This window comes from Reinekea blandensis MED297 (assembly GCF_000153185.1).
Taxonomy (GTDB): Bacteria; Pseudomonadota; Gammaproteobacteria; order Pseudomonadales; family Natronospirillaceae; genus Reinekea; species Reinekea blandensis.
This window is the reverse complement of the sequence record NZ_CH724149.1, coordinates 224,606-245,328: the sequence shown is the minus strand read 5'-3', so window position 1 is coordinate 245,328 and position 20,723 is coordinate 224,606. Positions and strand designations below refer to the sequence as shown.

20 protein-coding genes are annotated in these 20,723 nt (G+C 54.2%); 10 read left to right on the top strand and 10 right to left on the bottom strand.

What is annotated here, in order from left to right; all coding sequences use genetic code 11:
• Positions 1-8: 8 nt before the first annotated feature.
• Both ftsH and rlmE read right to left on the bottom strand, forming a co-directional pair.
• Entirely contained in the window at positions 9-1,940 is a 1,932-nt protein-coding gene (ftsH, locus tag MED297_RS01235; RefSeq protein WP_008041603.1) for an ATP-dependent zinc metalloprotease FtsH, read from the bottom strand.
• A 45-nt stretch (positions 1,941-1,985) separates the two neighbouring features.
• Positions 1,986-2,606: a 23S rRNA (uridine(2552)-2'-O)-methyltransferase RlmE gene (rlmE, locus tag MED297_RS01230; RefSeq protein WP_008041602.1), complete on the bottom strand. Its 621-nt coding sequence runs from the start codon at positions 2,604-2,606 to the stop codon at positions 1,986-1,988.
• Between the two features lie 82 nt (positions 2,607-2,688).
• On the opposite strand from rlmE, the gene yhbY reads away from it, so the two are divergent.
• A complete protein-coding gene (yhbY, locus tag MED297_RS01225; RefSeq protein WP_008041601.1) occupies positions 2,689-3,003 on the top strand; it encodes a ribosome assembly RNA-binding protein YhbY in 315 nt (104 codons plus the stop codon).
• Positions 3,004-3,043: 40 nt separating this feature from the next.
• On the opposite strand, the gene MED297_RS01220 is transcribed toward yhbY, so the two are convergent.
• Both MED297_RS01220 and glnE read right to left on the bottom strand, forming a co-directional pair.
• Positions 3,044-4,078 carry a branched-chain amino acid aminotransferase gene (locus MED297_RS01220; RefSeq protein WP_083779297.1) on the bottom strand — a complete coding sequence of 345 codons (1,035 nt, stop codon included), beginning with the start codon at positions 4,076-4,078 and terminating at the stop codon, positions 3,044-3,046.
• A gap of 97 nt (positions 4,079-4,175) precedes the next feature.
• Positions 4,176-7,013 carry a bifunctional [glutamate--ammonia ligase]-adenylyl-L-tyrosine phosphorylase/[glutamate--ammonia-ligase] adenylyltransferase gene (gene glnE, locus MED297_RS01215; RefSeq protein ID WP_008041599.1) on the bottom strand — a complete coding sequence of 946 codons (2,838 nt, stop codon included), beginning with the start codon at positions 7,011-7,013 and terminating at the stop codon, positions 4,176-4,178.
• A 209-nt stretch (positions 7,014-7,222) separates the two neighbouring features.
• Here glnE and MED297_RS01210 point away from each other — a divergent pair, with 209 nt between their 5' ends.
• Genes MED297_RS01210 through MED297_RS01195 form a run of 4 tightly spaced genes read left to right on the top strand, consistent with a single transcriptional unit; the run spans position 7,223 to position 11,439 of the window.
• Positions 7,223-8,416 (top strand): ABC transporter substrate-binding protein, encoded by a 1,194-nt coding sequence (locus MED297_RS01210; protein WP_008041598.1) that lies wholly within the window; start codon positions 7,223-7,225, stop codon positions 8,414-8,416.
• 13 nt (positions 8,417-8,429) lie between these two features.
• The gene (locus tag MED297_RS01205) at positions 8,430-10,172 is read left to right on the top strand and encodes an ABC transporter permease (protein ID WP_154650806.1); all 1,743 of its coding nucleotides are present in this window, start codon (positions 8,430-8,432) and stop codon (positions 10,170-10,172) included.
• Positions 10,173-10,181: 9 nt separating this feature from the next.
• Positions 10,182-10,823 (top strand): ATP-binding cassette domain-containing protein, encoded by a 642-nt coding sequence (locus tag MED297_RS01200; protein WP_008041596.1) that lies wholly within the window; start codon positions 10,182-10,184, stop codon positions 10,821-10,823.
• Complete coding sequence (locus MED297_RS01195) at positions 10,816-11,439, top strand: CDP-alcohol phosphatidyltransferase family protein (RefSeq protein ID WP_008041595.1); 624 nt, start codon at positions 10,816-10,818, stop codon at positions 11,437-11,439. Before MED297_RS01200 ends, MED297_RS01195 begins: the two co-directional genes overlap by 8 nt.
• Positions 11,440-11,462: 23 nt before the next feature.
• Here MED297_RS01195 and MED297_RS01190 read toward each other — a convergent pair whose 3' ends face one another.
• From MED297_RS01190 to MED297_RS01165, 6 genes are all read right to left on the bottom strand, one after another.
• Positions 11,463-12,503, bottom strand: a complete 1,041-nt coding sequence (locus tag MED297_RS01190; protein WP_008041594.1) for a GMP reductase — start codon at positions 12,501-12,503, stop codon at positions 11,463-11,465.
• Positions 12,504-12,730: 227 nt separating this feature from the next.
• Positions 12,731-12,985, bottom strand: a complete 255-nt coding sequence (locus MED297_RS01185; protein ID WP_008041593.1) for a YfhL family 4Fe-4S dicluster ferredoxin — start codon at positions 12,983-12,985, stop codon at positions 12,731-12,733.
• A 31-nt stretch (positions 12,986-13,016) separates the two neighbouring features.
• On the bottom strand, positions 13,017-13,502 hold the full coding sequence (gene coaD / locus MED297_RS01180; protein WP_008041592.1) for a pantetheine-phosphate adenylyltransferase: 486 nt from the start codon (positions 13,500-13,502) through the stop codon (positions 13,017-13,019).
• Positions 13,503-13,565: 63 nt separating this feature from the next.
• Positions 13,566-14,999 (bottom strand): coniferyl aldehyde dehydrogenase, encoded by a 1,434-nt coding sequence (locus MED297_RS01175; protein ID WP_008041591.1) that lies wholly within the window; start codon positions 14,997-14,999, stop codon positions 13,566-13,568.
• Between the two features lie 78 nt (positions 15,000-15,077).
• A complete protein-coding gene (gene rsmD / locus MED297_RS01170; RefSeq protein ID WP_083779296.1) occupies positions 15,078-15,671 on the bottom strand; it encodes a 16S rRNA (guanine(966)-N(2))-methyltransferase RsmD in 594 nt (197 codons plus the stop codon).
• Entirely contained in the window at positions 15,655-16,551 is an 897-nt protein-coding gene (locus tag MED297_RS01165) for a hypothetical protein (RefSeq protein ID WP_008041583.1), read from the bottom strand. The genes rsmD and MED297_RS01165 overlap by 17 nt, the downstream gene beginning before the upstream one ends.
• 77 nt (positions 16,552-16,628) lie before the next feature.
• Between MED297_RS01165 and ftsY the strand changes: the two genes are divergently transcribed.
• The 5 genes from ftsY (at position 16,629) to MED297_RS01140 (ending at position 20,721) form a co-directional block, all read left to right on the top strand.
• Positions 16,629-17,621, top strand: coding sequence for a signal recognition particle-docking protein FtsY (ftsY, locus tag MED297_RS01160; RefSeq protein ID WP_008041582.1), 993 nt, complete (start codon positions 16,629-16,631; stop codon positions 17,619-17,621).
• Positions 17,618-18,304 carry a cell division ATP-binding protein FtsE gene (ftsE, locus tag MED297_RS01155; RefSeq protein ID WP_008041581.1) on the top strand — a complete coding sequence of 229 codons (687 nt, stop codon included), beginning with the start codon at positions 17,618-17,620 and terminating at the stop codon, positions 18,302-18,304. The genes ftsY and ftsE overlap by 4 nt, the downstream gene beginning before the upstream one ends.
• On the top strand, positions 18,297-19,259 hold the full coding sequence (gene ftsX / locus MED297_RS01150; RefSeq protein ID WP_008041580.1) for a permease-like cell division protein FtsX: 963 nt from the start codon (positions 18,297-18,299) through the stop codon (positions 19,257-19,259). Before ftsE ends, ftsX begins: the two co-directional genes overlap by 8 nt.
• Before the next feature lie 147 nt (positions 19,260-19,406).
• A complete protein-coding gene (rpoH, locus tag MED297_RS01145) occupies positions 19,407-20,279 on the top strand; it encodes an RNA polymerase sigma factor RpoH (RefSeq protein WP_008041579.1) in 873 nt (290 codons plus the stop codon).
• Positions 20,280-20,349: 70 nt separating this feature from the next.
• A complete protein-coding gene (locus MED297_RS01140; RefSeq protein ID WP_008041578.1) occupies positions 20,350-20,721 on the top strand; it encodes a DUF423 domain-containing protein in 372 nt (123 codons plus the stop codon).
• Positions 20,722-20,723: the final 2 nt, after the last annotated feature.

Sequence of the window (20,723 nt, the reverse complement as noted above, 5' to 3'; positions counted from 1 at the left end):
CGCTGACCTTACTCAGAAGACGCATCAGGCTGCGCACCTGGAGAAGGTTTTTGCTCGTCAGACTCTTCTTCCTTTTCGGCGACTTCGGGTTCAGCTGCGGCCGCTGGCGGGTTATTGCGATCATCCCAGCCACGTGGCTTGCGAGGCTTTTTACCTTCCATAATGTCGTCAATCTGATGTGAATCGATGGTTTCATATTCCATCAATGCATCTTTCATCAACTCCAACTCATTGCGATGAGTACTGAGGATTTCAGTCGCCTTGGTATAGGCTTCATCAATGATTTCGCGAATGGCTTCATCGACGGCCTTCGACGTTTCATCAGAGATGTGACCCCGATTGGTCTGACTACCCAAGTAGCCCTGCTCTTCCTCTTCGTACTGAATCGGTCCCATTCGGGAGAGACCCCATTTGGTAACCATGTTCCGGGCCATACCCGTCGCCTGCTGGATGTCGTTAGACGCACCCGTGCTGACCTGATCGTCACCGTAAATCAACTCTTCCGCAATCCGGCCGCCATAGGCTGAGGCGATCCGACCTTTGATGTATTGCTTGCTGTAGCTGACCTTATCTTCTTCAGGCAGGTACATGGTCACACCCAGAGCCCGACCGCGGGGAATGATCGTGACCTTATAAACCGGGTCATGCTCAGGCATCAGCCGGCCAACAATGGCATGACCGGCTTCATGATAAGCAGTCATTTCCTTGTCTTTCTCACTCATGACCATGGATTTACGCTCAGCGCCCATCATGATCTTGTCTTTTGCTTTATCAAACTCTTCCTGAGTTACCGTGCGGCGGTTAATACGCGCTGCAAACAGTGCAGCTTCATTCACCAGGTTTGCCAGGTCAGCACCAGAGAAACCAGGTGTACCGCGGGCAATGACCTTCGGATCAACATCGTCGGAAACCGGAACTTTGCGCATATGGACGTTCAGAATCTGCTCACGACCGCGGATATCAGGCAGTGACACCACGACCTGACGGTCGAAACGGCCCGGACGCTGAAGAGCCGGGTCCAGAACATCGGGACGGTTGGTTGCGGCAATCACAATGATGCCGTCATTGACTTCAAAACCATCCATCTCAACCAGCAGTTGGTTCAGAGTTTGTTCGCGCTCATCGTTACCACCGCCAATACCAACGCCCCGTGATCGGCCAACGGCGTCAATCTCGTCGATGAAGATGATACAAGGCGCTTGTTTTTTAGCTTGCTCGAACATGTCGCGCACCCTTGAGGCACCGACACCGACAAACATTTCAACAAAATCCGAACCGGAAATGGAGAAGAACGGTACGCGAGCTTCACCCGCAATGGCCTTAGCCAACAGTGTTTTACCTGTTCCCGGCGGTCCCACCATGAGCACGCCGCGAGGAATTTTACCGCCTAAGCGCTGATATTTACCCGGGTCACGCAAGAACTCAACCAGTTCCTGTACGTCTTCTTTGGCCTCTTCGACACCAGCAACGTCTTTGAAGGTTGTTTTAATCTGATCTTCACTGAGTAACCGGGCCTTACTCTTACCGAAACTCATCGGACCTTTGGCACCACCGCCTCCGCCCTGCATCTGCCGCATGAAGAACATGAATACGCCAAGAATGATAAGAATCGGGAACGCAGCGACAAACAACTGAGTCCAGATACTCGGCTGTTCAGGCTGTTGCGCAGACACCTCAACGTTATGAGACAGCATACTGTCGCGGATTTCAGTGTTATCAACGCCAGAAGGCAATTGGGTTTCGAATCGGGTACTGTCGCGCCGCTCACCATAGATCATTGAATCACCGACGAAGGTCGCTGTCTTGATCTGATCCTGCTCCACCAGCTGCACAAAGCGGGAGTAGCTGACATTTTGTGCGCTGGAAGCCCCATCAAAATTCTGGAAGACTGCCAACAACACCACGGCGATAATCACCCAGAGTATTAGATTCTTTGCCATATCGTTCAATTTTCACCTTCTTACGCAGACTCGCTGCGTGCCTGCTTAGCCTTTAAAACCGGTAGCAACGATGTAAGTTTCGCGTGAGCGGGCTCGGGAAGCCTCCGGCTTACGCATGACTACTTTTGTGTACTGTTGACGAACCGTTTTGACGTACTCATCAAAGCCGGCACCGTGAAACAGTTTGGCGACAAAGGCACCACCCGGTCTCAGAATCGATTGGGCCATGTCCAGGGCCAGCTCAACAAGGTACATTGCCGCTGGCTGATCAATAACCGCATTACCGCTCATATTGGGGGCCATGTCAGAAATTACAAGGTCGACAGGCCGATCTCCGATACAGTCCAAAAGGGCCTGATAGACCGCTTCATCGGTAAAATCGCCCTGAATGAACTCGACATCAGGAACGGCATCCATTTCAAGGATGTCCGATGCCACCACTCGCCCCTGGTCACCCACCATTCGAGCGGCCACCTGCGACCAACCACCCGGGGCTGATCCAAGATCGACAACCATCATTCCCGGACGAATCAGACGATCTTTCTCACAGAGCTCAAGCAACTTGTAACTGGCCCGGCTGCGATACCCATCCTGCTTCGCCTTGTGGACAAAAGGGTCATCGAAATGCTCTTTCAACCAATCTTTACTGTTTTTGGGCCGTGCCACGCACTTTCCTCTTTAGTGATTTGCCCCGTTCTAAAGTACAATTTAGATCAAAGCAATGAAATAAACATGAGATTTACGGATTATGAGCCTAAGCCAGGATCAAAAAAAGCGCTTGCGCACCATCGGTCACCAACTGAACCCGATTGTCACCGTTGGAGACAAAGGGCTGTCTGCAACCGTCATCGAAGAAATCAATCGTGCCTTAAACGACCATGAGCTGATCAAAGTGAAAGTCGTCACCGAAGACCGGGAAGACAAGAAAGCCATCGTCGCTGAACTGATTACGCAGACCAATGCGGTCCTGGTTCAGACCATCGGCCACGTTGCACTGATTTTACGAAAAGCAGACAAGCCGAACCCTAAACTGTCCAATCTAAAGCGTTTCCAGAACCTCTGACAAAGTCAGTCGGGCCTCAAGGCCCGACGTGCCCCATCGATCAGATGCGGGTCAACCAGCCATGTGCGTCTTCGGCTTTACCCCACTGAACATTATTCAGCGCTTCACGCAGCCGTAGCGTAGTCGCACCCGGCTTTCCGTTACCCACCTGAAACTCCTGCCCGTTATGAATCAGGGTTCCCACCGGCGTCAACACCGCTGCCGTACCAGACAGTGCGGCTTCAGTCCCCGGTTTCTGGGCGCGTTCAATCAGCTCATCGACCGTCAGATCCCGTTCACTCACGGTCATGCCCAGATCCCGCGCCAGAGTCAGAATTGAGTCTCGCGTTACGCCATGAAGAAATGAACTGTCGAGGCCTTTCGTGATGACTTCATCGCCGTCAATCAGAATGAAGTTCGCCGCACCCGTCTCCTGAACGTCCCCATTAGGACAAAACAGCACCTGGTCCGCATCAACACTTTCACGGGCACGGGAAATCGGCCCTAAGGCGCTGGCGTAGTTACCGCCGCTCTTCACCATCCCCATGTGTGGCGCACAACGCTGACCGTTTTCTTCGAGCAACAGGCGCAGGGTGACATCGCCACCGGCAAAATAGTCGCCAACCGGTGACAGCAGAACATACAGCAGGGACGACATGGACGGCGCGGCCGCCTTACCAATGGCCGCTTCGGTGCCGATGTGCGTTGGCCGGATATACATCGACCCCGGCGGGGTAGGTACGTCACCTTTAAACTGAGTGACGATGTCGACGATCATTTGATGCAGTTGGGCTTCGTCAATCGGCGGTAAAGACAGCAAGCGACTCGACTGCGCCATCCGGCGAATATTGGCATCCATACGGAAAATGCACACATCGCCATTGTCATGGCGAAACGCTTTTAACCCCTCGAAACAGGTACTGCTGTAATGCAATACATGAGCGCCGGGATGAAACTCCAAACGGTCTGAGGGAACCGTCTGAATATCGCTCCACTGCCCATCCTCAAAGGTGGCCAGGGTCATCTGAGGCATAAAAACCGTACCGAATGCTGCCATGGTGCACTTCCTGAAACTTTTGTGAATACGTCCGGCCATTGTAAGCGAAGTTAAAACAGCGAGACCAGAACCGTGACCGCATCTAAGCCGCAAAGATTGCAAGAAAACGTTGCGGATAGTTTCCAATACGACCTGTTTATGTCGACTCAGCGGTCGGAAGCTGAGACAGCAATCGCGACGCCCATGCCGACTGGATGCGCTCCCTGACCTGCACCAGCTCCTCCGACATGTCTTCCAGAGGGACTTTTTTGCTGTCGCCGGCCAACACCGCGTGATGAATCTGCTGCCGCAGCACCAGATAAGCTTCCAGCCACTGCTGTTGTTCGGTGTCGGTCAGAACACCGGCCCGGGCCAGTTCCTCGATTGATCGGATATTGTCCGACCATTTCGCTACATCCGGGTGGTCGTGAGCATGAGACAGCAACAAGTATTGTACTAAGAACTCAAGATCGACGATACCGCCGGGGTCCTGCTTAACATGAAACACCTCAGCACTTTCTCCGGTCGCCGCGGAAGACAGGTGATCGAGCATTTTCTGCCGCATAGCCACCACGTCCGCTGCCAAGGTATGAGGATCTCGTGACTGACAAATAAGTTGTCGCCGATAGCCATCGAACGCCTCGCGAATCCTCACGTCACCAGCAATAAAGCGAGCTCGGACCAGCGCCTGGTGCTCCCAAACCCAGGCCTGCTCCTGCTGATATTTCATAAACGACCCCAAACTGCTGACCAACAGCCCGGAATTACCCGAAGGCCGCAGCCGGGTGTCAACCTCGTACAACATTCCGGATGGCGTAACGGCGGACAGCAGGTGTATCAGCTTCTGCCCCAATCGGGTCATAAACACCACGTTTTCAACAGACTTCGGCCCTTCAGTCATTCCCTGCGGGTCGGCGTTGTGCAGAAAGACCAAATCCAGATCGGACTCGTAAGACAGTTCCAACCCACCCATTTTGCCGTAAGCAATAACGCCAAAGTCCGGATCACACCAGTCGCCATCGGCTTTACTGGGACGCCCGTGCCGTGCCACCTGAGCACGCCAGACGAGGGAAAGCGCCTGTTCAACAACCACTTCGGCCACCCAGGCCAGGTAGTCGGAGATTTTCATCAGTGGCAGATGCGCGGCCACTTCACAAGCGGCCGCACGTAATGCCCGTCCATGACGAAAATGCCGCAACAACTCCATCTGCCGCTCCAGATCTTCCTCTGGAACCCTCAGCAACTGTTGATGTAAATCGTCCATCAGCTCCGAACGATTCGGTAAACGGTAGAGCTGATCGACGTCGGTCAGTTCATCCAATAGAAATGGCTTCTCTTCCAGCAACCGACCAATCCAGGGGCTGGCCGGCACCAACTTGACCAACTCCCGGATAGCCTGGGGGTTTTCACGCAACAGCGAGAAATAGGAAGAACGCCTTAAAACCGCTTCGAGGATGGGACGAATCGCGTCGAAGCGCTCCACCGCATCGCTGTGGCGACGAAGCTCGGCCCACAACAGTGGCATAAACGCATCGAGATTATCCCGGGCCATTCCGCTCAATCGCTTGACCCCCGGCAGCTCGTGGAACACCTGCATCGCGTCGGTCAGAGCATTTTCACCCGCTCCTGCCCACTTTTCAGCTTGCCAGGCTTCCTGTAAGGCCTCCTGCTTAGCCGTATCGTGTTCATTATCCTGATCTGAAATCAGCTGACTGAAATGAGTCTGCACCCGCGCGCGATGCTCAGCCAATCGATCGAGCAACTCGCTGGCGTCCTTAAAGTTCAGACTCAACGCCAAACGCTCAAGATCGGTTTCATCCACAGGCAGATTCTGTGTTTGTTCGTCGCGAATGGCCTGAATACGGTGTTCAAGGTCTCGCAAAAAATCATAAGCCGCCACCAGTTCGTCAACCGCTTCTGCCGGCATTAACCCCATCGATTTAAGCACCGATAACACCGGCCAGGTCCCCCGCTGCTGGAGAATTTCATCTTGCCCACCACGCACCAGCTGGAACACCTGTGCGATAAACTCGACTTCCCGGATGCCGCCGGCGCCCAGTTTGACATTGCGATCCAGGTTCTGCCGCCGGACTTCCTTTTGAATTTTTGATTTAAGATCGCGCAACGCGCCTACGGCCTGAAAATCGACATAGCGGCGATAAACAAAAGGATGCAATATTGCCATCAGAGCTTCCTGAGCCGCCGGATGACCCGTGACCGGACGCGCCTTCACCAAGGCGTAACGCTCCCAAAATCGCCCTTGCTGCAGATAATAGTTTTCCAATGCCTTAAACCCGGAAACCAGCGCGCCCGACTGCCCCCAGGGGCGCAGTCGCATATCAACCCGGAACACAAAACCGTCCGCGGTACGGGTATCCAGCAACTGAATCAGTTTGCGCCCGATACGGGTAAAGTAAGATTCGTGATCCCGTCCTTCGGACGTCTGGCCCTGCGCAGGGTAGGCAAATATCAGATCGATGTCCGATGACAGGTTCAACTCACTCGCACCATGCTTCCCCATCGCGATGACAATGAGCTGCTGAGGCTCACCACTGTGAGGACAAACCGCCGCGACGCCTTCTTTAGCCCGCCAAAACGCTGTACTCCAGGCCAGTGCATGCGTTAACGCCCGATCAGCCATATCACTGACGGCTCGTGCCGTATCACGGACCGTCGACATCCCCCAGACATCCCGGGCAATTAAACGGGCCATATGGCGATTGCGCCAGTGACGCAGATCCGCCATGACTTGATCCTGTTCATCAACAGACCAGTGCTCAGCCAAGGCGTCCAGATCTTCAAAGGTGACATCGTCCGCATGACAAAAAGCCATCAGCTCAGCGTAATCAGACTGATGTTTTAACCAGCCTGCAAACCAGGGACTGGCCAGCGCTACCCGCATCAATGCATCTATCTGAGCATCGTCCAGCGATGCCCATCCGGTCTCCGCCAGATATCGACTCTGTTCTTTTTTGAGCACTTTACTGAGCGTCATGTTCACCTCGATTCTAAACGGAACTCAATCTATCCTGAGCAAAAGCGATAAAGATGTGAAGACCAGACCACCATCGGCCCATTGAAATGTACAGTTTTTATCCGGCGGAACTTTTTTGACCCGAATCTGTCTTCTCTCGTATAACATTGACATCATAAATCACTGTTCTGTTTATACCGAACTCACTTGATTGAAACAGGGAAAATTTCATGCTGAAACGCCTGCTTAGTTCTGCAGTCGCATTTTGCGTACTGACTACCTCACCTGTCTGGGCAGAAACCTGGACTGACATTCTTGAAAAGGCCAAGGGCCAGACCGTGTATTTTCACGCCTGGGGTGGCGACGAAAACATCAACGATTATATCCAATGGGCCATCAATCGCGTGGACAGTCTCTATGACGTTGAGGTGCAACATGTTAAGAACGTCGCGCCGAATGCGGTGAACCAGATTCTGTCTGAAAAAACCGCTGGCAACGACGATGACGGAGCCGTAGACCTACTGTGGCTAAACGGTGAGAATTTCGCCAACATGAAGTCCAATGGTTTGCTCTACGGCGCATTTACGCAACTGCTGCCCAACTATGCGCTGGTCGACACTGAGAACAAACCAACCACATTGTTCGACTTTACCACGCCAGTGGATAACCTCGAGGCACCCTGGGGCATGGCGCAACTGGTATTTCTGCACGACTCTGCCGAAATCGCCGAGGCGCCCACTTCGGCCGCTGAACTGCTGAACTTTGCCCAAAACAATCCGGGGCGCTTTACCTATCCGGCACCCCCGGCTTTTCATGGCACGACGTTCGTCAAACAGATTCTGCTGGAACTGACTGAACCTTCCGATGCCTTGTACAAACCGGTCGAACTGGCCGACTTTGACGCCATCACGGAACCACTGTGGTCGTATCTTGATGAACTCCATCCGTTAATGTGGCGTGAAGGCAAAGTCTTTACCGACGGAGCGCCGCAAATGAAGCAACTGTTAAATGACGGCGAAATCCTGATTTCCCTGAGCTTCAACCCATTTGAAGCGAGCAATTCCATTGCAAATGGCGAACTGCCCAACAGTGTCCGCACCCATATTCACGACAGTGGCACCATTGCCAATACGCACTTTGTCGGCATCCCCTACAATGCTGGTAGCCCGGAAGGTGCGATGGTCTTCGCCAACTTCCTGATGTCTCCCGAAGCCCAGGCTCGAAAAGCGAACACCGATATCTGGGGTGACCCAACGGTACTGGCCATGAGCAAACTGACGGCAACCGATCGAGCCCGCTTTGCCGATTTACCCAAAGGCGTCGCGACGCTGTCTAATGAAGCCCTGGCCAACGTTCTGTTAGAACCCCATGCTAGTTGGGTAGAAGCGCTCGAAAAGGCCTGGTTGGAGCGCTACAGCCAGTAACAAGGTGCCGACGTTGACATCCTCCCTCTCACTGCGCCGGCCAACGTCGCTGTGGTCTGCCATTCTGGCCATCATACCCTGGCTGACCGCAGCGCTGTTCCTGTTACCGATCATCGTTGGGTTGCTGGGCACCTGGTTACCCGCCTTCGGCTACTTTCCGGCGCTGAATGAACACAGCCTGTCACTGACGCCCTGGCGTCAGTGGTTGGCGTATCCGGGAGTGAACAGTTCGACCGTAAAAACACTGATCAGCGGTTTGGGCGCCTCATTCCTTGCTTTGGCGATGCTACTGCTGATTCTGATCGGACTGTATCCTTCGCGACTGTTCCAGAAAATCGAAAAAGCACTGTCTCCGGTTCTTTCGGTGCCACACGCGGCTTTTGCGATTGGACTGGGCTTTCTGATTGCTCCAAGCGGCTGGTTGTTGCGTTTGGTCCATGAAGCGACTGGATGGGTAGCCCGCCCACCGGTCTGGAGTCTCTTTCAGGACCCTTACGGGTTCAGCCTGGCGGTCACTCTGGCATTGAAGGAGCTGCCATTTTTACTGTTCATGTCGCTGGCCGTATTGCCTTCATTGAAAGTGCATCGAACCCTCTGGCTGATGCGAGGCATGGGTTACTCCCGACGGGCGACCTGGCTGTGGATGTTGTGGCCGCAACTGTACCGACAGATTCGACTGCCCTTTTTTGCGGTCGTCGCCTACTCACTTACGGTGGTTGACCTTGCGCTCATTGCCGGTCCGACCACACCACCAACGCTGTCAGTCCTGATCACCCGGCTGTTTAATGATCCGGATCTGAGCCTGCGCACGGTTGGTGCGGCCGGCGCGACCGCACTGTTCCTCGGTGTTTTGCTCATTTTGTGGGCATTACGCATCGTTGAAAAACCGCTGGCCTGGTGGCGTAACCGCACGCTGCGCCGTGGTCGCCAGATCACCCGGCACACATGCCCCGAGCGGCCCATTGCGATTTTATTGGTGAGCATCACCGGGTTACTGTATTTACTTGGCCTGGTCGTAACGACGCTCTGGAGCCTGACCTTACGTTGGCGCTATCCGGACTGGTTGCCGGAATCGACTTCACTGAGGGCCTGGAGCCGCATCACCGGTCGCATTGAAGATCCACTATGGTGTACTCTGCAACTGGCCGGACTGGCCAGCCTGATTGCCATTGTTCTGGTGATTCTGGCGCTGGAAAATGAGGTTCGGCTCAAGCAGATGAATCGCCCGGTCAATACCCGCCGGGTGCTCTGGTTGCTATACCTGCCGTTGGTCGTTCCCCAGGTTGCGTTTATTTTTGGCTTTCAGGTTTCACTGATCGGTCTGCGCTGGGATGGCACCTTTCCGGCTCTGCTCTGGTCACACCTGGTATTTGTTCTGCCATACGTTTTCCTGACTCTCAGCGGCCCTTATCGCCGGTTTGACGAACGTTACGCCTGGGTCGCCAGGACTCTGTCCAGCGGTCCGTTCACAGCCTATTGGCGGGTGAAGTTCCCGATGCTGTTACGACCCATACTGTATGCTGTCGCCACAGGCTTTGCTGTTTCAATCGCCCAGTACCTGCCCACACTGTTTGTCGGGGCTGGCCGTTTCAGTACCCTGACCACTGAAGCCGTAGCCATGGCCACCGGCAGTGACCGGCGGATGATGGCGGTGATGGCATTGTGGCAGCAATCGCTACCGCTGGTGATGTTTGCGCTGGCGACCCTGATTCCGGCTCTGTATTTCCGAAACCGACGCGAGATGATGCAAAACTGAGTGGCTAATATGTTTATTCTTGATCAGTACCAAATTCATTTACAGGGCGCTGCGCTTTTTGCTCCGTTGACCGCCCAACTGAGCAGTCGGGATGTTCTGGCTATCCAGGGGCCCAGTGGTTCCGGCAAATCCACGTTATTGGCTGATATCTGTGGCGTCCTCAATCCGGTCTTTTTCAGCACCGGCGCATTGACACTCAACGACCGGAACCTCAGGGACCTGAGTGTCGACCAACGCAACGTCGGCATCCTGTTTCAGGATGACTTGCTGTTCCCGCACCTGAACGTCTACGACAACCTGGCATTTGGCTTGCCATCCGGCCTGAGTCGGGACGTACGGGATCAACGTATTCACAATGCCCTGGAAGAGGCGGGTCTGACTGGCTTCGCCCCCAGAGACATCGCCACGCTGTCCGGCGGGCAACGTTCTCGGATCGCCCTGCTGCGTACGCTGTTATCCGAACCTGATCTGATTTTACTGGATGAGCCCTTTTCCAAACTGGACCAGCAACTGCGCACCCAGTTCCGGGGATGGGTGTTTGAACACATCGCCGAACAGAACATTCCATCCATTCTGGTAACACACGACCCAGCCGACATTCCTGAAGGCAGTCAGCGACTCACCCTCAACAAGGAGCCTGCCAATGCTTGATCGCTGGACATTACAATGGATTAAACCTCCACTGGCACAGACTGCAAAACGCCTCGTTAACCGGGGCGTGACCGCCGATCAGGTGACGATTTCCGGCTTCATGGTTGGCATGGCCGCCGTTCCGGCTATTGCCTTGGGCCATACCGGTGCCGCGGCTGTATTGATCCTGGCTAACCGGATTATGGATGGACTTGATGGCGCCATCGCCCGTCAGACTGAAGCGACGGATCGCGGCGCCTACCTCGATATTGTTCTGGATTTCATTTTCTACTCGGCGGTGGTATTTGCCTTTGCATTGGCAGACCCGGCGCAGAATGCCCTTGCGGCGAGTGCATTGATTTTTTCTTTCATGGGCACCGGATCGACGTTTCTGGCGTTTGCCATTCTTGCCGAACGTCGCAAGCTGCAATCAATGCAATATCCCAGTAAAGGGTTTTATTACCTTAATGGCCTTGCTGAGGGAACGGAAACGATTTTGTTCTTACTGGCCATGTGTCTCATACCGACGCACTTTGCCACCATAGCCTGGGTGTTTTTTGCCATCTGCGTGGTCACCACCGTGACCCGGGTAATCGGCGGCGCGCATACTTTAGCGCAACCGCCCATAGAGAACTGACGCCGAATGGCGCCAGTCTATGCTCAGCGTCCGAAGACCTGATTTTCCTGCTCTTCGACGCGGATAAAGGTTGTGCGCTTGCTCAACTCTTTCAATGCCGCGGCGCCCACATAAGTACAGGTTGAACGCACGCCACCCTGAATGTCCGCCAAGGTAGCGACTAACGGGCCCCGGTAGGGTACTCGTACTGTTTTGCCCTCACTGGCGCGATAATTAGCGACGCCACCGTGATACTTGTTCATGGCTGTGTCGGAACTCATGCCATAGAACAAACGGTACTGTTTGCCATCGTCCTCAACCAGTTCACCACCGCTTTCATCGTGACCGGCCAACATGCCGCCCAGCATGACAAAGTCAGCACCTGCACCAAAAGCTTTCGATACATCGCCAGGACAAGTACAACCACCATCGGACACCACATGTCCGTTAAGCCCATGAGCAGCATCGGCACACTCAATGGTCGCCGAAACCTGAGGATAACCCACACCGGTCTTCACCCGGGTGGTACAGACCGACCCCGGACCGATACCGACTTTAACGATATCCGCACCAGAGAGCAGTAACTCTTCGGTCATTTCACCGGTGACGACATTTCCGGCCATGATGGTTAACGACGGAAACTCACGGCGAACACGACGAACAAACTCGACAAAATGCTCAGAATAACCGTTGGCGACATCAATGCAGACAAACTCCAGCCCGTCGTTCAGAGCAGTAATGGCTTTTAGCTTGTCATAGTCCGCGTCGGAGGTACCGGTCGAGACCATGATGTAAGGCAGTACCGATGAATCGGATGTCGACAGAAACGCCTGCCATTCGTCCACGCTGTAGTGTTTGTGGATCGCTGTGAGCATTTTGTGCTCGGCCATCACAGTGGCGGCTTCAAAGGTTCCGACCGTATCCATATTGGCCGCAATGATCGGGACACCAGTCCAGGTGCGTTGACTGTTTCGGAAGGTATAGGTTCGTTCGAGAGAGACCTGGGAGCGGGATTTTAATGTGGATCGCTTTGGACGGATCATCACATTTTTAAAGCCCAGTTTAATGTCGGTTTCAACGTGCATGTCAGTGCTCCGGTTAGATAATTTTGGCAAACCGGTGATTAAGCCTATCACCGGAAATGGAAATCACCAACACCTTTCTGACCGTTTGGTCAGGTGACCACTGATTGAAATCAACTCCCAGCGAAAACCACGTTTACCAGGGTTTTGTGGAGGTATCCAATACGTTGGTTCGGAGTGTGTTTAACAAGGAAGTGTGGGCCGAATCGGATGACCAGCCCGGGCATTGATCAGGCCTGTGCCGCCATGATCCGTTCGTACTTATCCATCAGCTGTTCTTTGGACTCGACATGGTTCGGATCGTTAGGAATACAATCCACCGGACAAACCTGCTGACATTGAGGCTCATCGTAATGACCGACACACTCGGTACAGAGCGTCGGATCGATTTCGTAAATTTCATCACCTTCATAAATTGCATTGTTCGGACATTCCGGCTCGCAAACATCGCAGTTAATGCATTCATCAGTAATAAACAGGGCCATTCAGTTTTCCTCTTACAAACCAGATCGCGACTCAGTCCTGACTGAATCGTTTTTTCAATGCCGCTTCAACTGCAGGATGGACCATCTTAGAGACGTCTCCATTCAAGTATGCAATTTCCCGGACAAATGTCGATGAAATAAACGAATACTGCTCAGATGGGGTCAAAAACAGGCTTTCCAAATCCGGAGCCAACACACGATTCATGTTCGCCAGCTGAAACTCGTACTCAAAATCACTGACCACCCGTAATCCGCGCAGGATAACCTGAGCGTTATGTTCCCGGGCGAAGTCGACCAGCAGGTTACTGAACCCGGCCACTTCCACGTTGCCGAGTGATTCTGTCACTTCCCTTGCCAGAGCTACCCGCTCATCGAGGGAAAACAGGGGTTTTTTCTTGGGGCTGTCGGCCACGGCAACGATAACCTTGCCGAAATGGCGTAAACCACGTTCGATCAGGTCCATGTGCCCAAGCGTGATCGGATCAAACGTCCCAGGGTAAATGACAGTACTCGACATAATTCCGGCTCACTGGCAATAAAAAAGCGCGCGCATGGTACCTCAGCGACGCGCCCCGGGCAATTATCGGCCAAAAAGCTTCAGAATTGCGGTCATTAACCAACCTTTGTAAGGCGGGTAAATCAACTTAAGGCTATTCAGACGCTGTTTAGAAACAACCGGTTTCAGTTTAGAAAAGGTATTGAACCCGTACCGTCCGTGATATTGCCCCATGCCACTGGCACCGACGCCGCCAAAGGGGAGACTGTCCATGGCGACATGAATCAATGCTTCATTAAACAACAGTGCACCGCTGTGGGTCTTCTGCTCAAACGTGGCTCTCAGTTGTTTTTCATAACCATAAACGTAGAGCGCCAAAGGCCGGGGGTGCGCATTAATGTAGGCCAGCGTTTCGTCGAAGTGCCGATAAGCCATGACCGGCAGGATCGGTCCGAAAATCTCGTCCTGCATCAGCGTCATCGACGCTTTCACGTTCGTCACCAGGATCGGTGGCAGTTTATCGCCGTAATCGTCCAGGTTATCCGAATCTCCCGCGATATGGATCGACGCACCCTTGTCACGGGCATCGTCCAGATACCCCACCAATCGATCGCGCTGACGCTTGTTAATGATGGCGGAGTAGTCAGGATTCTCAGCAACATCCCCAAACTGGCGCCGCGCTTCATTAATAAAATGCTGTACGAAGGCGTCGACACTGTCTTCCGGGCACAGCACGTAATCGGGCGCCACGCAGGTCTGACCTGCGTTCAGACACTTAGGGTAAACCAACCGATCCGCCGCCTCGCGAACCGGCATGGAGCGATCAATAACCGCCGGGCTTTTGCCGCCTAACTCAAGCGTAACGGGTGTCAGGTGTTCGCTGGCCGCGCGCATGATATGCCGTCCCACCGACGTCGATCCGGTAAACAACAGATGATCAAATGGCAGCGAAGAAAACGCCTGCGCCACCTCAACCTCGCCGTTCACAACCGTTACGACGGATGGATCAAACGTCTGCTTCATCAGATCCGCAAACAACGCTCCGAAAGCCGGTGTGAACTCGGACATTTTGATCATGGCATGATTACCGGCAGCCAGTGCGGCAATTAATGGTCCAACCGCCAGATACAGCGGATAGTTCCATGGGACGATGATACCGATGACACCCAATGGCTGCGGAAAGACTTTCGCGGCCGCCGGCTGAAAAACCAAAGGCGCCAGTTTCCGCTGTGCTCGCATCCAGCCCTTCAGATGCTTCATCGCATCGGTGATCCCCATGATGCTGGGAAGAAACTCGGCCGACAGCGTTTCCATCCGGGCACGACCATTAAAGTCCCGGTCGATGGCGTCACACAGCGCGTCCTGATTGGTCTGCAAAACGTGCTTCAGGCTCAATAAACGACGTCGACGTTCCGCCGCATCCGGATAGGGTTGATTCAAAAACGCTTTCCGCTGCCGACTCAGCGTATCGCTTAACCACTGAGTATCTATCGGCTCGGATGGTACCTGTGCGGACATATCCCGCCCTCCTGTGATCAATCAACGCTATCCTGCCGCGTAAATGACCGCCGGTCAATTAAGTTCTGTTAACCGTTCCTAGCCAGCCACGCCAGCTTTCTGCCAAAGCTGAAAGCGCACCTTGCCGGCCGTTTTTTCCTTCACCACCGTCAATCCATCCGGCACCGTGAGGGTTTGTCCGACAGGCGCCTCGACGTAGATGTAGCCACCCGATGACAGCCGGTCCGAGACCGCCAGTCGATCGACTGTCGATTGCCAAAGGTCCAGCGAAAAAGGCGGATCGACGAACACCAGATCAAAGACCGCATCGGTCTGCTCGAGAAACTGCTCAGCAACCATGACCCGGACCTCCGCCGTCAGATTCAATGTCTGAAGTGATTGACGAATGCCCTCGGCAGCCACCGATTGCGGCTCAACAAACACAGCAGATTCAGCATCCCGGGACAACGCTTCCAATCCAAGTGCACCGGTACCGGCAAAAAGATCGAGAACATGCATCCCCGGTAACTCAAACTGAAGCCAGTTAAATAACGTCTCCCGGGTCCGGTCAGAGGTCGGTCGCAAACCATCCAACGCCGGAATGGGCAACTTTCGTCCTCGATGGCGTCCTCCGATAAGGCGTAAGGTTGAAACAGGCACAGCGGATGTTTTGCGTTTATTGTATCTGGGCAAGCGTGTTCTCCCGGCTCTGGTTGATATCCGACAGAGTGATCTGCTGCAATCGAGCAGACTGACGAACAAAGAAATCAAACGGTACATCATACAGCAGACTGGTCTCGAGATACCGGTGTATCTGCTCTGCAGAACGTTCGGTTTGCGCGGCCGCCGCCAAATAGGCGTCCTTAACCGGCTGCCATTCGGTGTCGGTCACCGGATACAAGACATCCGCTGACAGTGTGGTGTTCATCCGGATCAGGCTGGATGCCCGGCGATGATCCCAGGTCACGGTTACCTGATACCCAGCCAGACGCTGCTTGAGTACTTCAATCCACAACAAGTACGCCAACTGCTCGGATGTTCCAAAGGTTGGCGCCTCTAAGACCGTTAACGCCGATGGCTCTGACAAGGCTATTGGGCGTCCGGCGCCGATACTGGTCTCATTTAGGTTTTGCAATGCTGTCCAAAAACGATCCGACACCGCCCCGGTAGCGACCCAGCGAGGTGAGCTGTTTTGCGGCAATAGGACCCGAAGAAACTCGATGACCTGAGACTCCAGCGTTTCCGTCGGTGCAAAGGCCAGACGAACCACGGCATAACCGGCGCGTTGACTGAATGACATCTCGACCCTGTCCGGAACCTGCTCGGCTCCGGCAGGAACAGACGACACCAACGCACTGACACGGATAAAATCAGTGCCGTCCAACAGCAGTCGACAGCCATCCATGCAATCCGGCGCAAGCTCGTTCATTGTCCAGCGCAGGTCGGTGTTTTCTGCTTGGCGATCCACCACCACAGACTCTTCCGGGTCCGGCCCCAGACTGTTCAGAATCAGAATCAGCGGGATCGTGATATAAATGATGATCCACAGCGTTCGGCGTTTAAAGTGAAACATTCGTCCATCCATTTTCAACGGGCAATATGCTAGCATAGCGCCCCGTTTATCAACCGCTGACCGGTACCCCTGACACCATGTTCGGATTTTCAAAACGTAAAGACAAGCAACCCAGCCAAGAATCCCAGAATAACGACAGCAAACCGTCCTGGTTTCAGCGCGTCAAGAACGGACTGAGCAAGACACGATCCGGGTTTTCCAATGGGCTGGCCACCGCCCTGCTGGGCCGAAAAACATTGGATGACGACACGCTCGAAGAGTTGGAAACGCTGCTGTTGTCTTCAGACGTCGGCATCGAAGCGACACAGACCATTCTCGATGACCTTGTTGAGCGAACTTCCCGCAAAGAACTCAACGATAACAACGCCCTGATGAACGCACTGCGGGAAACATTGGTAGAACAACTCACCCCCGTCGAGCAGCCGCTGCAGATCGATACCGGTAAACAACCCTTTGTCATTCTGGTGGTTGGCGTCAATGGTGTCGGTAAAACCACCACCATCGGCAAAATGACGCAACGTTTCCAGTCGGAAGGCAAGTCCGTCATGCTGGCGGCCGGCGATACGTTTCGCGCTGCGGCCGTAGAGCAACTGCAAACCTGGGGTGAGCGACACAACGTCCCGGTCATTGCTCAACATACCGGCGCCGACAGCGCCTCGGTAATTTTCGATGCGGTACAGGCGGCGAAAAGCCGTGGCGTAGACGTTTTGATTGCGGACACGGCCGGCCGACTGCACAACAAAGATAACCTGATGGCCGAGCTCGAAAAGGTGCTGCGGGTCATGAAAAAAATCGACGACTCCGCACCGCACGAAGTGCTCCTGGTTCTGGACGCCGGTACCGGTCAGAATGCTGTGGCTCAGGCCGAGTCGTTCACCAAAGCCGCCCCATTAACCGGCATTGCCCTGACCAAACTCGACGGTACAGCCCGTGGCGGAATCATCTTTGCACTGGCGCGTAAGTTCGGCATACCGGTGCGGTTTATCGGGGTCGGTGAACAGGCTGAAGACCTCGACCGGTTCTCGGCACAAGAGTTTGTCAGTGCGCTTCTGGACAGTGACGACGAATGATCCACTTCGATCAGGTCAGCAAACGCTACGATGGCGGCTTTGAAGCGCTTTCTTCGGTCAGTTTTCATATCGAACCGGGTGAGTTTGTCTTTCTGACCGGCCACTCGGGTGCCGGTAAAAGCACCTTGCTGAAGCTGGTCACGGCGACAGAGAAACCCTCCTCCGGCCAGGTTCGGGTGGATGGACAGCAGTTAAAGTCCCTCAATCGCCGGGAAATCGCCTTTTACCGGCGCAAACTGGGGATCGTACATCAGGACCATCAGTTGCTGATGAATCACTCGGTTTATGACAACGTCGCACAGCCCTTGTTCATCAGCGGAGAGCATCCGGGTGACGTTAAGCGCCGGGTTCACGCCGCTCTGGATAAGGTCGGCTTGCTAAACAAGGAAAAATTCAGACCCATTCAGTTGTCCGGCGGTGAGCAGCAGCGGGTTGGTATCGCCCGGGCCGTGGTCAAAAAGCCCGATGTGATTCTCGCAGACGAACCGACCGGCAACCTCGATCCGGCCTTGTCTCGCGACATCATGAACCTGTTTGCCCAGTTTAACGATATCGGTACCACCGTTCTCATCGCCAGTCACGACCTGGGTCTCATTGCCCGGCTGAATTACCGGGTGCTATCACTGAAACAGGGACAGATGATCAGCTCGCCGTTCGGAACCAACGGAGGTACTTATGGCTAAAAAACGCCCAGCCTCCAACCGTCGTCGTAACCGCGCCCCAACCTTCGATGCTAAAGGCTGGGCCCGACACCATTGGCTGTGCTGCAAAGACAGCGCCTTAAGCCTGCTTAAAAGCCCTATTTCCAGTGCGCTGACGTGGCTGGTAATCGCCATCGCCCTGCTCCTGCCCACGCTGTTCTACATCTCACTACAGGCGTTGAACAGCCAGGCGGATACCTGGCAGGAAGGTGGCCAGATCACGCTTTATCTGACGTTCGATACCGAAGAATCATCCGGTCGCCAACTGGCGCAGGAACTGACCGCACGAGCTGAAATACTGCGAACTGAATACATCAGCCAGGAGCAAGCCTGGGCCAGTTTCAACCAGACGTTAAGTTTGGAATCCAATCTGGAGCTGGCGGAGAACCCCTTGCCAGCAAGCATTGTGGCTATTCCGGTACAGCAGAGTCAGGCGGATTTGGAAGCCTTACTGCTGATGCTCCGCGATTTACCGGAAGTAAACGATATTCAGATTGATTTGGCCTGGATCGACCGGCTGAACCGACTGCTCGATCTGGCACGTTCCATGGTGCTGTTGCTGAGCCTGATTCTTTCGGTCGCCGTGCTACTGATCGTCGGGAACACCATTCGATTGTCGATTGAGTCGCGCAAGGCCGAAGTTCAGATCATCAAGCTGCTCGGCGCGACCGATGCTTACGTCCGACGCCCGTTCCTGTATCTGGGGCTGTGGTTCGGATTGCTCGGAGGCATCGCCGCCTGGGTCATGCTGACGGCGATCAGTGTTAGCTTTCAGCAACGGTTAGACGGCTTTCTGGGCACCTATGGTCTGGATGCACCAGCCATCTGGCTGAACGCGACTGAGCTCAGTCTGTTACTTCTGACATCTGTCATTGTCAGCCTGGCCGGTGCCAGAATCGCACTCTGGCGGCATCTGAAAGACACCGATCCGAGTTGATCCGATTCTGTCAGTCCGACGTAAAACTCACTGAGAAAGCTCTGGCCTTAGGTCTATACTCGTGTCAGCACTTTCAAAATTCGGCCGGGTTGCTACAATACTCGGTCCGAAACTAGTTCACCGTTGCACCCATTTGGAGGTTATAGCGTGAAACTGAACCGAAGCGTTCCTGCACTCGCACTGGACACATTGTCACCAGGTCAGAACCTCGAAGCCTATATTACGACCGTTAATGGCTTCGAGCTGCTCAGTGCCGAAGAGGAAAAAGATCTGGCGGAACGCCTGTATTATCACGACGATCTCGAATCGGCCCGTCGGCTGGTTATGTCGCACCTGCGCTTCGTGGTCCACATTGCCAAGAGTTACTCCGGTTACGGTCTGAACCAGGGCGATCTGATTCAGGAAGGTAACGTTGGCTTGATGAAAGCCATTCGTCGGTTTAACCCGGAAGTCGGGGTTCGCCTGGTGTCCTTTGCAGTGCATTGGATTAAGGCCGAAATTCATGAGTACATCCTGAAAAACTGGCGCATCGTTAAGATCGCGACGACCAAAGCTCAGCGCAAACTGTTTTTTAACCTGCGCAGCTCGAAAAAACGTCTGGGCTGGCTGAATGAGCGCGAAGCTCAGGCCATTGCCGACGATCTGGGTGTTGAGAAGAAAATCGTGTATGACATGGAAGGCCGTCTGACAGCGTCCGATGCCGCCTTCGATGGCTTTAACGACGATGACGATGATGGTGCAGCCTTCCATCCGTCTGACTACCTGATGAACGAAGCGGATGACCCGGCGGCGGCCGTTGAGCAGGCTAACTACACCGATGACGCCCATGGGCAGCTGTTCAGCGCCCTGGAAGATCTCGATGACCGCTCGCGCGACATCATTCAGCAGCGCTGGTTGAATGAAGAAAAAGCAACGCTGCATGAGCTGGCCGATAAGTACGGCGTATCCGCCGAGCGTATTCGTCAGCTTGAAAAAAATGCCATGAATAAAGTCAAAAAGGTAATGACCATCGAGTTTTAACTGATTTGACGTTGGAAAAGCCGCCTCGGGCGGCTTTTTTTATGTCTGATTCCTATCGACAGGACACGCTATGAACCGTTTTGCTCTGATCAGCGGCAGCCTATTTGCCGGCCTCGCTATCGCACTCGGCGCCTTTGGTACCCACGCCCTGGACACGCTGGTCACCCCGGCCCGTTTGGAAACCTGGGCCACCGGCGCGCGTTATCTCATGACTCAAGGTCTTGGGCTGTTGCTGATCGGATTGCTCAGCGAGCAACTCAAACGACCGTTAAGGGGCCCGAGCTACTTGCTATTTGCCGGTACTTGCGTATTCTGCGCAGCGCTTTTTTTGCTGGTTCTGTTGAATCAGCCCTGGCTTGGCGCCATTGCTCCGCTGGGAGGCGTACTGATGATCGCAGGTTGGCTAAGCCTGGCCATCATCCTGATTCGACAACCGAAATAAAC

Excerpts from the sequence above, each read along its gene's own strand:
- ftsH (WP_008041603.1), bottom strand. The coding sequence starts at position 1,940 with ATGGCAAAGAATCTAATACTCTGGGTGATTATCGCCGTGGTGTTGTTG.
- yhbY (WP_008041601.1), top strand. The coding sequence starts at position 2,689 with ATGAGCCTAAGCCAGGATCAAAAAAAGCGCTTGCGCACCATCGGTCAC.
- MED297_RS01220 (WP_083779297.1), bottom strand. The coding sequence starts at position 4,078 with ATGGCCGGACGTATTCACAAAAGTTTCAGGAAGTGCACCATGGCAGCA.
- glnE (WP_008041599.1), bottom strand. The coding sequence starts at position 7,013 with ATGACGCTCAGTAAAGTGCTCAAAAAAGAACAGAGTCGATATCTGGCG.
- MED297_RS01210 (WP_008041598.1), top strand. The coding sequence starts at position 7,223 with ATGCTGAAACGCCTGCTTAGTTCTGCAGTCGCATTTTGCGTACTGACT.
- MED297_RS01200 (WP_008041596.1), top strand. The coding sequence starts at position 10,182 with ATGTTTATTCTTGATCAGTACCAAATTCATTTACAGGGCGCTGCGCTT.
- MED297_RS01195 (WP_008041595.1), top strand. The coding sequence starts at position 10,816 with ATGCTTGATCGCTGGACATTACAATGGATTAAACCTCCACTGGCACAG.
- MED297_RS01190 (WP_008041594.1), bottom strand. The coding sequence starts at position 12,503 with ATGCACGTTGAAACCGACATTAAACTGGGCTTTAAAAATGTGATGATC.
- MED297_RS01185 (WP_008041593.1), bottom strand. The coding sequence starts at position 12,985 with ATGGCCCTGTTTATTACTGATGAATGCATTAACTGCGATGTTTGCGAG.
- coaD (WP_008041592.1), bottom strand. The coding sequence starts at position 13,502 with ATGTCGAGTACTGTCATTTACCCTGGGACGTTTGATCCGATCACGCTT.
- MED297_RS01175 (WP_008041591.1), bottom strand. The coding sequence starts at position 14,999 with ATGTCCGCACAGGTACCATCCGAGCCGATAGATACTCAGTGGTTAAGC.
- MED297_RS01165 (WP_008041583.1), bottom strand. The coding sequence starts at position 16,551 with ATGTTTCACTTTAAACGCCGAACGCTGTGGATCATCATTTATATCACG.
- ftsY (WP_008041582.1), top strand. The coding sequence starts at position 16,629 with ATGTTCGGATTTTCAAAACGTAAAGACAAGCAACCCAGCCAAGAATCC.
- ftsE (WP_008041581.1), top strand. The coding sequence starts at position 17,618 with ATGATCCACTTCGATCAGGTCAGCAAACGCTACGATGGCGGCTTTGAA.
- ftsX (WP_008041580.1), top strand. The coding sequence starts at position 18,297 with ATGGCTAAAAAACGCCCAGCCTCCAACCGTCGTCGTAACCGCGCCCCA.
- MED297_RS01140 (WP_008041578.1), top strand. The coding sequence starts at position 20,350 with ATGAACCGTTTTGCTCTGATCAGCGGCAGCCTATTTGCCGGCCTCGCT.